This window comes from Citrobacter sp. T1.2D-1 (assembly GCF_950098555.1).
GTDB classification, from domain to species: Bacteria; Pseudomonadota; Gammaproteobacteria; order Enterobacterales; family Enterobacteriaceae; genus Citrobacter_A; species Citrobacter_A telavivensis.
Window position 1 is genome coordinate 1 of the sequence record NZ_CATNHH010000045.1, and the last position, 12,828, is coordinate 12,828.

A 12,828-nucleotide genomic window follows, 5' to 3' on the forward strand; every position below is an offset into this window, starting at 1 on the left:
GTAGCTAAATGCGGAAAAGATAAGTGCTGAAAGCATCTAAGCACGAAACTTGCCCCGAGATGAGTTCTCCCTGACCCTTTAAGGGTCCTGAAGGAACGTTGAAGACGACGACGTTGATAGGCCGGGTGTGTAAGCGCAGCGATGCGTTGAGCTAACCGGTACTAATGAACCGTGAGGCTTAACCTTACAACGCCGAAGCTGTTTTGGCGGATTTGAGAGAATTTTCAGTTCAGCTTGATAACAGATTATGTCACTTCGAGGAAACGGGGTGATAAAACAGAATTTGCCTGGCGGCTGTAGCGCGGTGGTCCCACCTGACCCCATGCCGAACTCAGAAGTGAAACGCCGTAGCGCCGATGGTAGTGTGGGGTCTCCCCATGTGAGAGTAGGGAACTGCCAGGCATCAAATTAAGCAGTAAACTGGTGTAAAAATCAGTGGTTGTAGAAAAATTCGGTGGAGCGGTAGTTCAGTTGGTTAGAATACCTGCCTGTCACGCAGGGGGTCGCGGGTTCGAGTCCCGTCCGTTCCGCCACTTATTAAGAGCCCTGAGTTAACGCTCAGGGCTTTTTCTTTGTCTGAAATCCCATTATTGCTAAAAACGCAAAAATCCTCTGCTTTTTCCGCTCTTTTTCCGCACAACGTAAAACGTCATAATCCTCCCAGTTAACGAACACGATGAATTAAAGAGGAATTATTATGACTATCCCTGCATTTGGTTTAGGTACCTTCCGTCTTAAGGACGATGTGGTTATTGCATCTGTAAAAACGGCTCTGGAGCTCGGTTACCGCGCTGTCGATACTGCACAAATCTATGATAATGAAGCTGCAGTTGGTCAGGCGATTGCTGAGAGCGGTGTTCCGCGCAATGAACTGTACATCACGACCAAGATCTGGATTGAGAATCTGAGCAAAGACAAGCTGATCCCCAGCCTGAAAGAGAGCCTGAAAAAACTGCGTACTGATTATGTTGATTTGACGCTGATCCACTGGCCTTCTCCGAACGATGCCGTTTCGGTTGAAGAATTCATGCAGGCGCTGCTGGAAGCGAAAAAGCAGGGGCTGACGCGTGAAATCGGTATCTCTAACTTCACCATTCCGCTGATGGAAAAAGCCATTGCTGCGGTTGGCGCTGAAAACATCGCGACCAACCAGATCGAACTGTCCCCATACCTGCAAAATGGTAAAGTGGTTAACTGGGCGAAGGAGCACGGTATCCACATCACCTCTTACATGACGCTGGCGTATGGTAAAGCACTGAAAGATGATGTGATTGCCCGTATCGCAACGAAACACAATGCCACCGCTGCCCAGGTGATCCTGGCATGGGCAATGGGGGAAGGTTATTCGGTCATTCCGTCATCGACTAAGCGTGAAAACCTGGCGAGCAACCTGCTGGCGTTGGATCTGACGTTAGATGCCGAAGATAAAAAAGCGATCGCTGCTCTGGATTGCAACGATCGTCTGGTAAGCCCGGAAGGTCTGGCGCCACAGTGGGATTAATAGAGTAACCCCTGAGTGCCTTTAACCCTCTTTGACAGCTCCTCCGGGAGCTGTTTTTATATGTTCACTCAGAAAGTCGATAAAGGCTCGAATACGCGTACTCACGGCACGATCGCTGTAATAGACCGCGCTGAATGGCATCTCCACAGGCAAGCGTTTATTTGCCATCAGTTCCACCAGTTCACCCCGTGCGATTTCCCGATCAATCATATAGTCTGACAGGCAGGCAATGCCGTTTCCACTGAGGCATAGTTGTTTAAGCGTTTCGCCGCTGTTTGACGAAATTCCACATGCAATCTCGTGAAGTTGGCCATCGTTGCAGGCAATGGGCCAGGTGTTTAGCGACACGGGTTCGGTGAAGCCCAGACACAGGTGTTCCTTCAGTTCTTCGACCGTTTCTGGCCTACCAAAGCGATCAAGGTAGTCTGGCGAGGCGATAATCTTCCGATAGCTGGTAAATAGCGGTCGGGCGCGCAGACTGGAATCCGTCAGCGTGCCCGCCCGGATTGCAACATCGACTTTCCTCTCGATCAGGTTGATGAAGGTTTCAGAGGAGACAAGAGAAAGGGTAATTTCCGGATAACGTTCGCGGAAAGGCTTTATTAACGGCATCAGAAAGTGCAGCATCACCGGCGTGGCGGCGTCAATACGCAGCACACCGCGTGGAGTATTGCGTGTCTCCATGATTTCCGTCTCTGCTGCCGCCATCTCCTGTAACAAAGACTGGACGCGGCGAAAATAACGTTCGCCTTCTTCTGTCAGACTGAGTTGCCGCGTCGTCCGGTTGAGTAAACTCACGCCGAGCTTCATTTCCAGCTTTTTGACCGCCCGGCTTACCGCAGAGTTTGCCTGACCTAACTGTTCCGCCGCCCGGCTGAAACTTCCGCTTTCTACCACGGAAACAAAAATGGCGAGTTCTTCTGAGGTTGCTTTCATTTTTGCACCTGAAGCAAAATTATATTGATATTTTGGATATTTTTGTTATTAAAACATCCCGGCATACTGCGTGTCATCCGAATACTGATGATATGGAGTGATTTATGCCTCTGGCGTTATTTGCGCTAACAATAAGTGCCTTTGCTATTGGCACAACCGAATTTGTGATTGTGGGTCTGGTGCCGACAATTGCCGAACAATTGGCCATCTCCCTGCCTTCTGCAGGAATGCTGGTTTCCATCTACGCTCTGGGCGTGGCGATTGGTGCACCGGTACTAACGGCGTTGACCGGTCGACTGCCGCGTAAGCAGTTGCTGGTTGCGCTGATGGTGCTGTTCACGGCGGGGAATTTGCTGGCATGGCAGGCACCTGGCTATATGACCTTGATTGCGGCCCGTTTGCTTACCGGTCTGGCTCATGGCGTGTTCTTCTCCATTGGTTCCACCATTGCCACCAGTCTGGTGGCAAAAGAGAAAGCGGCTTCAGCCATCGCTATTATGTTTGGTGGTCTGACTGTTGCTCTGGTAACCGGGGTTCCTCTGGGGACGTTCATCGGTCAGCATTTTGGCTGGCGCGAAACGTTCCTGGCGGTTTCAGTGTTAGGTGTTATTGCATTGATCAGCAGCCAGTGGCTTATTCCAGCGAACATCCCAGGGCGCGCGGCGGCGACACTGCGTGACCAGATGAGCGTATTAACGCACCCACGTTTGCTGATCATCTATACGATCACAGCGTTGGGCTATGGCGGCGTCTTTACCGCGTTTACCTTTCTGGCACCGATAATGCAGGATCTGGCCGGTTTCTCACCTGCCGCGGTGAGCTGGATCTTATTAGGCTATGGCGTATCGGTGGCGGTAGGCAACATCTGGGGAGGAAAACTGGCGGATAAACATGGCGCGGTGCCTGCACTGAAACTCATTTTCGCCGCACTGTTTGTCCTGCTGATCGTCTTTCAGTTTACTGCCTCTATGCAGTATGTCGCGCTGGCAACAGTACTGGTGATGGGGATCTTCGCCTTCGGTAATGTACCGGGCCTGCAGGTCTATGTGGTGCAAAAAGCCGAGCAATTTACGCCGAACGCGGTAGATGTGGCATCCGGACTTAACATCGCGGCCTTTAACATCGGGATTGCGATTGGTTCCGTTGTTGGTGGACAGACGGTGGAACACTTTGGTTTGGCACAGACTCCGTGGATTGGGGCGTTGATTGTGTTGGGGGCCTTTCTGTTGACAGGCGTTAGCGGTCGACTGGATAAACCCGCTCGCGTTGCCGTGCTGGGCTAAGGTCTTGATGTAAGCGCATGCTTACAAAACAATCTGCAATTGGTCGTTGAAAGTGTGAGCTAAAATCCCTATAACAGAAGAACCAGTCCGGCACCGGACTGGTTGACGTTACAGAGGTTTGAAAGTCAAAAGTGCGAAAAAACACCTATGCCATGCGCTATGTTGCCGGACAACCCGCTGAGCGGATTTTGCCGCCAGGGTCATTTTCGAGCATCGGCCAGGCATTACCCGCCGGGGCGCCGTTAAGCAGTGAAGATCGGATCCGTATCCTGGTGTGGAATATTTTTAAGCAGCAGCGAGCGGAATGGCTTTCGGTGCTGAAGAATTTTGGCAAAGATGCGCACCTGGTGTTGTTACAGGAAGCACAGACGACGCCGGAGCTGGTGAGGTTTGCGACGGCGAATTATCTGGCAGCCGATCAGGTTCCAGCATTTGTTCTGCCGCAGCATCCGTCAGGCGTGATGACGCTCTCATCTGCGCATCCCGTGTACTGTTGCCCGCTTCGCGAGCGTGAACCTATCCTGCGACTGGCGAAGTCGGCGCTGGTTACTGTCTATCCGTTACCAGATACGCGACTGTTGATGGTCGTTAACATTCATGCGGTTAACTTTAGTCTGGGGGTCGATGTGTATAGTAAGCAGTTACTTCCAATCGGTGACCAGATTGCGCATCACAGTGGGCCGGTGATTATGGCCGGAGATTTCAATGCCTGGAGCCGACGCCGCATGAATGCGCTGTATCGCTTCGCGCGTGAAATGTCGCTGCGGCAGGTACGTTTTACTGACGATCAGCGCCGTCGCGCGTTTGGTCGCCCGCTGGATTTTGTTTTTTATCGTGGCCTGAACGTCAGCGAGGCTTCTGTACTGGTCACGCGTGCATCCGATCACAATCCGCTACTCGTTGAATTCAGTCCCGGCAAACCTGAGCAGTAAGGTGTGTCAGGTCTGCCGTTGGGGCAGACCTGTAGTGGTGCTGCCCTTTATCTTGCAAACAACCAAGGACAGCATAATGACAACACACTCCCACCACGACAACGTCGAAAAGCAGTTTGGCTCCCAGGCTAACGCCTATTTAACCAGTGCCGTGCATGCGTCTGGTCGCGACTTACAGCGACTGGCTGAGCGTCTGTCTGCCTTCCCACAGGCCAGCGTACTGGACATGGGCTGTGGCGCCGGGCATGCCAGCTTTATCGCCGCTCAGAATGTGAAACAGGTGGTGGCTTACGATTTATCTTCGCAGATGCTCGAGGTCGTTGCACAGGCGGCAAAAGAGAAGGGATTAGCCAACATCACCACCAGGCAGGGGTATGCTGAAAGCCTGCCTTTTGAGGATGGCGTCTTTGATGTTGTCATCAGTCGTTACTCGGCGCATCACTGGCATGATGTCGGCAGAGCGCTGCGTGAAGTCAATCGGGTATTAAAACCGGGCGGTGTGTTGATTGTTATGGATGTGATGTCCCCAGGGCATCCGGTCCGCGATGTCTGGTTACAGACGGTTGAAGCCTTGCGCGACACCTCGCACGTTCGCAACTATTCCAGCGGTGAGTGGTTGGCACTGATGAATGACGCGAACCTGATTGTCGATTCGTTGATAACCGATCGTTTGCCGCTGGAATTCAGTTCATGGGTGGCGAGAATGCGTACGTCTGCTGAACTGGTGGACGCCATTCGCCTCTATCAGATGAGTGCCTCCGCAGAGGTGAAAACCTACTTCGCCTTACAGGACGAGGGATCGTTTACCAGCGATACAATCATGGCCGAAGCACATAAAGCGGCATAAATAAAAAAGGCACCGGGGGAAATCGGTGCCTTTTAATATTGCGAGCTATCAGGAGTCTGGCGTGTTGTTGTTTTTCACAAACAACGTCAGTTGATCGCCGGGCTTCAGATTGTCCGTATCGTTGTTCCAGCGCATGACATCTTTGATGTTAACGCCGTGACGTTTGGCAATGCTCGAAAGCGAATCGCCCTTACGTACACGATAGGTAATACTGTCGCTGTTTTTAGCCAGCAGTTGTGCACTGTTACCTGCACCGACCGTCAGACTTTGGCCCACTTTCAGCGTTGAACCGCGCAGTTTGTTCCACTGCTGCAGATCCTTCGTGCTTACGCCAAGACGTGAAGCAATGCCGGAAAGCGTATCGCCAGAACGAACGGTATAGCTACGGCTGTTCAGCGGAGTGTTATCTGCCACCAACGTAGACTGTACGGCTGCAATTTCGCCGGCTGCCAGAGATTCACGCAATTTCTCTGCATGCTTCTTTGGTACCATCACGTATTGCGGGCCGCTTGCGCCCAACGTGGAGCCTTTTACACCAGCATTAAATGTCTTCAGCTTGCTGACGGGAATACCCGCCATATCGGCAACCTGCGCCATTTCAACCGGACTGCTTAAACGAACACGCGCCAGCGCACGGCTTTCGTCTGTGGTTGGCAGACGTACGCCATAACGTTTGCTGTTCTTGAGAATATCACTCAGAGCCAGCATTTTTGGCACGTACAGCTTCGTTTCCTGAGGCAATGGCAACGACCAGAAATCGGTGGATTTCCCACGCGCTTTGTTCGTTTTAATCGCCTTCATGACCCGACCTTCGCCGCTATTATAAGCCGCAACGGTCAGCAGCCAGTCGCCGTCAAACATTTTGTTCAGACGCTGCATCATGTCGAGCGCTGCGGTTGTGGAAGCCACAACATCGCGACGCGCGTCATAACTGCGGGTCTGTTTTAAACCATAATTGCGCCCCGTGCTCGGAATGATCTGCCAGATGCCTGCGGCATTGGCGCCAGACGTCGCGTGAGGATCAAAAGCGCTCTCCACTATGGGTAGTAGTACCAGTTCCATCGGCATGTTACGTTTCTTAACTTGCCCGGCTATCCAGTACATATACGGCTCTGCCCGTAAAGTTACATCGTGGAGATAGCTCTTATTGCGTAAATATTTCTGTTTTTGTTCGCGAATCCGGTCATTTTCCGGAATTCCCATCTTTAGCTCGTCGCCAATGAAAGCCCACAGGTCTTGATCCGGCGCGAGGGACGTCCCATCGTCCATCCATCGTGCCTGACTCGTAAACTTTCCTGCTTCCCCTTGACCAGCTGCAGAAAGGCTCTGTGCGTGCTGTTGGACATTGCCGGCGTTTTGTGACGACTGGCAACCCACGAGCAGGACAGAGGCGAGTAAGATCGCTTTTGCCTTCATGTGTGTGTCAATAGTTGCTTAAAAGACGACCGATCATAACGGCGAAGTTTTGAAAAGGCAACCCGGAATTATCAGAAGCTGTCTTTCTTTGACCGTAACCAGGCAAATCGCTCTTCAGGGTGTTGCAATATTGTTTCTTTGTTAATTTCGTTAATTAAATCAATATCTTCAGTTCTTAAAAAAATATTATTTTTCCGCTCATTTTTCAGAATAACGGGTAGTGTTATTTGTTTTTTTACCCGTAACTCATTAACTTTACGATAATAATCATTTATGTACGAATCGTGCGGTAGTATGCTCAGTGCAAACGTTAAATTTGCTAAAGTATACTCGTGGGCGCAACAAATAAGCGTATCGTCAGGAAGTGCGGATATTTTTTTAAGTGATTGATACATCTGGCTAGCCGTACCTTCGAACAAGCGTCCACAGCCGCCGGAGAACAGCGTATCACCGCAGAAAAGATAAGGATGACTGAAGTAACAGATATGTCCTAAAGTGTGACCGGGTGTAGCAAATACAGTAAATTCATGCCCCAAAATGAGGGCGGAATCGCCATCTTCGACTATATGAGTGACCCCCTTATCTTGTGTCTCTGCCGGTCCGTAAACCACTAGTTTAGGAAAGTTCTGTACCAGTTCTTTCACGCCACCGACGTGGTCGTGATGATGGTGGGTGAGTAAAATGGCCTCTGGCTGCCACTGGTTTTCGGCAATGGCTTTTAACACCGGCGCGGCGTCACCCGGGTCCACGATCAGGCAACGTCCTTCATCATTACTCAGAACCCAGATGTAATTGTCCTGAAACGCCGGAATACTGTTAAGATTCATAAATTACCTCTCTATCTATGCATAACGGATGGTTGTGATGAAACCGGCAAGGAACCCTCAAACAGTCGTAGCACCCGATCGCTGGAGCGATTTGCCCTGGGGAGAGTACTATCGTGAGGCGCTGGAAAAACAGCTTAACCCGTGGTTTGCAAAAATGTATGGTTTTCACCTGCTTAAGGTGGGCAATTTGAGTGCGGAAATCAACTCAGAAGCCTGTGCGGTTTCACATCAGGTTAATGTTTCTGCCAAAGGCTCGCCGGTCCAGGTTCAGGCCGACCCGCTACATCTACCTTTTGCCGATAAATCTGTCGATGTCTGTCTGCTGGCGCACACGCTGCCCTGGTGCACCGATCCCCATCGCCTGTTGCGTGAAGCCGATCGGGTACTCATTGATGATGGCTGGCTGGTGCTGAGCGGATTCAACCCGGTCAGCCTGATGGGACTGCGCAAACTGGTGCCGGTACTGCGTAAATCTTCGCCTTATAATAGTCGTATGTTTACACTGATGCGGCAACTGGACTGGCTGTCGCTGCTGAATTTTGAGGTGCTGTACTATAGCCGTTTTCACGTATTGCCGTGGAAAAAGCAGGGGGGAAAGATGTTAAGCGCACACCTTCCCGCGCTGGGCTGTATGCAGGTGATTGTCGCGCGTAAGCGAACGATTCCACTTACGCTTAATCCGATGAAACAGAGCAAAGCGAAAGCGCGTATACCTCAGGCCGTCGGCGCGACCCGGCAGTATCGCAAGCCGGACGTTTAGGCTTCGGGCTGATAGCCAACATCTTCCTGAGTTGGGTTCATGGCGGCGGCACGGGCAAGTTCATCACAACGCTCGTTTTCCGGATGACCAGCATGGCCTTTTACCCATTCCCATTTGATCTGATGCTGACCGAGCGCGGCATCAAGACGTTTCCAGAGATCGACGTTTTTTACCGGCTTTTTGTCGGCGGTTTTCCAGCCGCGTTTTTTCCAGTTGTGGATCCATTGGGTGATCCCCTGGCGCACATACTGGCTGTCGGTGCTCAAAATGACTTCGCACTGTTCTTTCAGGGCTTCCAGGGCGACTATCGCTGCCATTAGTTCCATGCGATTATTGGTCGTGAGGGTATAGCCCTCATTAAAGGTTTTTTCGCGTCCGCGATAGCGTAAAATTGCACCGTAACCGCCCGGACCTGGATTGCCCAGGCACGAACCGTCGGTGAAAATTTCTACCTGTTTAAGCATCTCTGGTAGACTTCCTGTAATTGAATCGAACCGTAAAACGACAAGTCTGACATAAATGACCGCTATGAGCACTGCAATTACACGACAGATCGTTCTCGATACCGAAACCACCGGTATGAACCAGATTGGCGCGCACTACGAAGGGCACAAGATCATTGAGATCGGTGCTGTCGAGGTGGTGAACCGCCGTCTGACGGGAAATAACTTCCATGTCTATCTGAAGCCCGACCGGCTGGTGGATCCGGAAGCGTTCGGCGTACACGGGATTGCGGATGAGTTTCTGCTGGATAAGCCGACGTTTGCCGAGGTGGCGGATGAGTTTCTCGACTATATCCGCGGGGCGGAGTTGGTCATTCATAACGCGTCGTTTGATATCGGCTTTATGGACTACGAGTTCGGCAAGCTCAATCGCGATATCCCGAAAACGAACACCTTCTGTAAAGTCACGGATAGTCTGGCGCTGGCGAGGAAGATGTTTCCTGGTAAGCGTAACAGTCTGGATGCGTTGTGCTCGCGTTATGAGATAGACAACAGCAAGCGTACGCTGCACGGCGCATTGCTTGATGCCCAGATTCTGGCCGATGTTTATCTGATGATGACCGGTGGTCAGACGACGATGGCGTTTTCGATGGAAGGTGAAGCCCAGCAGCAGGGCAATACGGGGATCCAGCGCCTTGTGCGTCAGGCCAGCAAGTTACGCGTCGTTTTCGCCACTGATGAGGAAGTTGCGGCCCATGAATCGCGCCTCGACCTGGTGGAAAAGAAAGGGGGAAGTTGCCTATGGCGGGCGTAGAAAGCCTGTTTATGAGGTAAAAATCGTCGTCCGGGCGATTTTTACAGCAAACGATTAAAAACGCGAGAAAAAGCGTTGACGAGGTGCGAGGCAATCCGTAATATTCGCTTCGTTCCCAAGTGGAACAACGCGGAGCGGTAGTTCAGTTGGTTAGAATACCTGCCTGTCACGCAGGGGGTCGCGGGTTCGAGTCCCGTCCGTTCCGCCAAATTCTGTTCATGGGGTGTTTAAATACATTCTGTGAAGATAAGAAACCGTATCACTGTTGAGGTGATGCGGTTTTTTTTCGTCTGAAATTGCTTACCTGCCTGTCAGGCTATCCGGCGTTAACAGGCCTGCGAAAAGGTCTGTGCGATCCCGCGATCGCTGTCCCTTCCATCCTCTTTTTCTCGTTTACCTTTTGCGTAATGAAAGCACCCGACGCGTTATTGACGATTCCCGGCTATGGGATAGATTTTGGGTATATTTCAAAAAGCCAGAGGAGGGATACATGCTCCAGCGTCATGATTTACTGCACATTAGCGTTCCGGCGGCTCAGCGCATTTTTTCGCGGTGGCAGACATCACGGGTTGCCTGGCAGCAGGCGTTTGTGGCGGGAGAACTGCCTGGCATTGTGCGCCGTCCTGTCGAAGGGGAATCGCAAAACGAAATTGCGCTGGGTTTTAGTTTCCCTGAACGCGTGAATGGTCAGCGCCAACGCCTCGCCAGCACCGTCATGCCGGACGAGGTGATCTGCCGCCTGACGCCATTTGAGATAGCGCAAAGAGCCTTTGCCCCCCGAACACCCGCGCTCATGGCGCTGGCCGATCTGCGGGAGCGCTTTACTCTCCTGGCGTGTGTAGCGGGGGTATGGGGATCGACGGCATTAGAAATTGTCAGTGGTTTTCACTATACGGATTGTCAATCCGATCTGGATATTGTGATTGATATTTATCCTGTCGAGCAGTTGCACGATGTGTATCAGTGCCTGCTGCAACTGGAGCAAACACATCACACGCGGATTGACGTTGAGGTGCGATGGCCGACGGGATACGGCATTAATTTGAAAGAGTTCATGACGACGCAGGGACAAATATTGGGGAAGAGCCTGAACGACGTCAGGCTCTTCGATAAGCAGGCTTTGCTTGCGGGGACGATGTGACGTTAATCGCGCAAGAAAGGGATTAGAGCTGGTAAACAAAGCCGAACACGATGGTATCGTCGGTGTTCAGCTTCGTCGCCATCGTAAAGTCATCCCGGTCCAGTAAATTGATTTTATAGTTTGCGTAGGCGGCAAGCGTATCATTGAAATAATACATTGTGCCCAGGTTGATAAACTGCAGAAGATCGTGATCCCCGCGATAGCCGCTCAGATCTTTTCCTTTACTCTGCAGGTAACCGATAGAGGGTTCGAATCCGTTACTGAAACGGTATTTGGCGACCAGTTCTGTGGCATGCACTTTATTCGCGATATTTACCCCGCTACCAAAGGAGGTCATATTCGAGGTTTCACCGTACAGCGCGGCCAGATAAAGCCCATCTAAACGGTATTTTGTGCTGACCACAAACGATTCGGCATAAGGGCCGGTCGCCACATGGTTGCCATAATGTCGTTGTTCCCCGGTTCTGTTTGCATGAGTATAGACGCCGCCCAGCGACAAACCGAAATCAAAATCATAGGTCATCGACATCCCGTAGCCATCGCCGTTTTGCTTCTGGAGAATACGGCTATTATTGGTCGTGTTTTCACCTTCGGTACCGCTATTTTTCCCCTGATATTGCAGGGCAACATCGAGCCCATCAACCAGACCGAAGAAATCCCGATTACGCCATGTTGCCAGGTTCGTGGCGCGTTGTGCCATATAGGTATCGGTATGGAAAATAGTGGCGGCACCAAACTCAGGTAAAACATCGGTCCAGGCACCAAGGTCGTACATAATCCCCCAGTTGCGACCATAGTCGAGAGAACCTAATGACGAATAATTAAGACCGGCAAAGGCCAGGCGCGTCCAGGAATGTTTATCTTCCCCTTCATATTTATTGGCCTGGAACTGCATCTGGAAATTACCATATCCGGTGAGCTGCGGGGAAATTTGAGTTTCGCCACGCAAACCGAATCGGACATAGGTATTATCCCCATTTTCGTTCGCATAATCAGAAATCAGATGCGAAGCCTGAATTTTCCCATAAACCCCCAGTCTGTTACCGTCTTTGTTATATATCTCAACGGCACTGGCAGGTACTATCATCAGGGATGAAAGAAGGAGTGCAAGTTTTTTAAACATAGAGAGTCCCTCGCAAAATAATGCGATAAATAATGTGTTGTGATTGTTTCGTTTCTGTAATTTAAAAATGGGCCGTTATTATAATAGTGCGCTAATAATTATCAGGCACATATTTTACGGCGCGGCATTACTTAACAATATTTTTCTTATAGAGCACTCTGGTTAACAACATGTTGCCGAAGATAGCTACAATAATGTAAACATAGGCCGGCAGGGTCGGGAATAAGATATAGACGATCGCTGTGACCGGTAATGCATACAGCGCAATCCTTGGTTTCATCACGGTAAACTGCCCGTACAGACAACCGAAAATAGTTGGCAGAATATAGTTTTTAACCGCAGCAATCAGTGCTGGCGGCGAAACGGACAATATCCAGTCTCCCATTAAAACGGCAAGGGTCAGAAAGAACAGGTTGGTAAAAATCGAGCCGGCGATACCCAGCGTGGAGATAATTTCCGCCTGCTTAGAACCATTTTCTACACCGACGGCCATTTGGGCTGCTGCCGAGGCCGGGAGTCGAACGTTAGAGATATTGCCTGACAGAATCCCCAGATAACTGCCTGTCAATCCCAGGATGGGATAATAGGAAAAAGGTTCAACAAAATAGAATGCGCCGAATACCATCGCAATCGACAGCCAGGAGGTTAAGGCGACCTCCAGAGGGGGATAAACGTCATACACGATGTAAAAGTAAAAGAGCGGCGCAAAGCTGGTTATCGTTGCCAGAAGGAAGCAGATCCGTCCTATCCTTATCGATGTTGCCGTCCAGTTGAGACCATCATTAGTCTGTTGCATCGTTTATTT

General features: G+C 50.9%; 13 protein-coding genes, 2 tRNA genes and 2 rRNA genes. 11 read left to right on the forward strand and 6 right to left on the reverse strand.

The genetic code is table 11. From position 1 onward, the window contains the following. From QQZ17_RS19725 to dkgB, 4 genes are all read left to right on the forward strand, one after another. Nucleotides 1-186, forward strand: a 23S ribosomal RNA gene (locus tag QQZ17_RS19725); the annotation flags it as partial. Between the two features lie 100 nt (nt 187-286). After that, nucleotides 287-402, forward strand: a 5S ribosomal RNA gene (gene rrf, locus QQZ17_RS19730). Nucleotides 403-456: 54 nt separating this feature from the next. After that, nucleotides 457-533 (forward strand) — tRNA-Asp (locus tag QQZ17_RS19735). A gap of 164 nt (nt 534-697) precedes the next feature. Then, on the forward strand, nt 698-1,501 hold the full coding sequence (dkgB, locus tag QQZ17_RS19740) for a 2,5-didehydrogluconate reductase DkgB (protein WP_152405802.1): 804 nt from the start codon (nt 698-700) through the stop codon (nt 1,499-1,501). Nucleotides 1,502-1,522: 21 nt separating this feature from the next. Here dkgB and yafC read toward each other — a convergent pair whose 3' ends face one another. Then, a complete protein-coding gene (gene yafC, locus QQZ17_RS19745) occupies nt 1,523-2,437 on the reverse strand; it encodes a DNA-binding transcriptional regulator YafC (RefSeq protein WP_152405801.1) in 915 nt (304 codons plus the stop codon). A gap of 104 nt (nt 2,438-2,541) precedes the next feature. Here yafC and QQZ17_RS19750 point away from each other — a divergent pair, with 104 nt between their 5' ends. The 3 genes from QQZ17_RS19750 to QQZ17_RS19760 all read left to right on the forward strand — a co-directional run bounded on the left by QQZ17_RS19750 (nt 2,542) and on the right by QQZ17_RS19760 (nt 5,499). Then, entirely contained in the window at nt 2,542-3,720 is a 1,179-nt protein-coding gene (locus QQZ17_RS19750; RefSeq protein ID WP_152405800.1) for an MFS transporter, read from the forward strand. 131 nt (nt 3,721-3,851) lie between these two features. Continuing rightward, complete coding sequence (locus QQZ17_RS19755) at nt 3,852-4,652, forward strand: endonuclease/exonuclease/phosphatase family protein (protein WP_046475869.1); 801 nt, start codon at nt 3,852-3,854, stop codon at nt 4,650-4,652. 76 nt (nt 4,653-4,728) lie between these two features. Beyond that, on the forward strand, nt 4,729-5,499 hold the full coding sequence (locus QQZ17_RS19760) for a class I SAM-dependent methyltransferase (RefSeq protein WP_152405799.1): 771 nt from the start codon (nt 4,729-4,731) through the stop codon (nt 5,497-5,499). A 48-nt stretch (nt 5,500-5,547) separates the two neighbouring features. On the opposite strand, the gene mltD is transcribed toward QQZ17_RS19760, so the two are convergent. Together mltD and gloB are read right to left on the reverse strand one after the other, a co-directional pair. Then, nucleotides 5,548-6,915 (reverse strand): murein transglycosylase D, encoded by a 1,368-nt coding sequence (mltD, locus tag QQZ17_RS19765; protein ID WP_152405798.1) that lies wholly within the window; start codon nt 6,913-6,915, stop codon nt 5,548-5,550. Between the two features lie 71 nt (nt 6,916-6,986). Further along, nucleotides 6,987-7,742 (reverse strand): hydroxyacylglutathione hydrolase, encoded by a 756-nt coding sequence (gene gloB, locus QQZ17_RS19770; RefSeq protein WP_152405797.1) that lies wholly within the window; start codon nt 7,740-7,742, stop codon nt 6,987-6,989. A 37-nt stretch (nt 7,743-7,779) separates the two neighbouring features. Between gloB and QQZ17_RS19775 the strand changes: the two genes are divergently transcribed. Continuing rightward, nucleotides 7,780-8,502: a class I SAM-dependent methyltransferase gene (locus QQZ17_RS19775; protein WP_152405796.1), complete on the forward strand. Its 723-nt coding sequence runs from the start codon at nt 7,780-7,782 to the stop codon at nt 8,500-8,502. On the opposite strand, the gene rnhA is transcribed toward QQZ17_RS19775, so the two are convergent. After that, the gene (gene rnhA / locus QQZ17_RS19780) at nt 8,499-9,077 is read right to left on the reverse strand and encodes a ribonuclease HI (protein ID WP_162200227.1); all 579 of its coding nucleotides are present in this window, start codon (nt 9,075-9,077) and stop codon (nt 8,499-8,501) included. The two genes, QQZ17_RS19775 and rnhA, sit on opposite strands and share 4 nt — an antisense overlap. Between rnhA and dnaQ the strand changes: the two genes are divergently transcribed. The 3 genes from dnaQ (at nt 9,031) to mdcG (ending at nt 10,900) form a co-directional block, all read left to right on the forward strand. Beyond that, nucleotides 9,031-9,759, forward strand: coding sequence for a DNA polymerase III subunit epsilon (gene dnaQ, locus QQZ17_RS19785; protein ID WP_152405795.1), 729 nt, complete (start codon nt 9,031-9,033; stop codon nt 9,757-9,759). The two genes, rnhA and dnaQ, sit on opposite strands and share 47 nt — an antisense overlap. Before the next feature lie 131 nt (nt 9,760-9,890). Next, nucleotides 9,891-9,967 (forward strand) — tRNA-Asp (locus tag QQZ17_RS19790). 282 nt (nt 9,968-10,249) lie between these two features. Next, on the forward strand, nt 10,250-10,900 hold the full coding sequence (mdcG, locus tag QQZ17_RS19795; protein ID WP_152405794.1) for a malonate decarboxylase holo-[acyl-carrier-protein] synthase: 651 nt from the start codon (nt 10,250-10,252) through the stop codon (nt 10,898-10,900). A 22-nt stretch (nt 10,901-10,922) separates the two neighbouring features. On the opposite strand, the gene QQZ17_RS19800 is transcribed toward mdcG, so the two are convergent. Both QQZ17_RS19800 and QQZ17_RS19805 read right to left on the reverse strand, forming a co-directional pair. Continuing rightward, the gene (locus QQZ17_RS19800; RefSeq protein WP_152405793.1) at nt 10,923-12,023 is read right to left on the reverse strand and encodes a porin; all 1,101 of its coding nucleotides are present in this window, start codon (nt 12,021-12,023) and stop codon (nt 10,923-10,925) included. Nucleotides 12,024-12,150: 127 nt separating this feature from the next. Continuing rightward, on the reverse strand, nt 12,151-12,819 hold the full coding sequence (locus QQZ17_RS19805; protein ID WP_132731142.1) for a hypothetical protein: 669 nt from the start codon (nt 12,817-12,819) through the stop codon (nt 12,151-12,153). Nucleotides 12,820-12,828 lie beyond the last annotated feature (9 nt).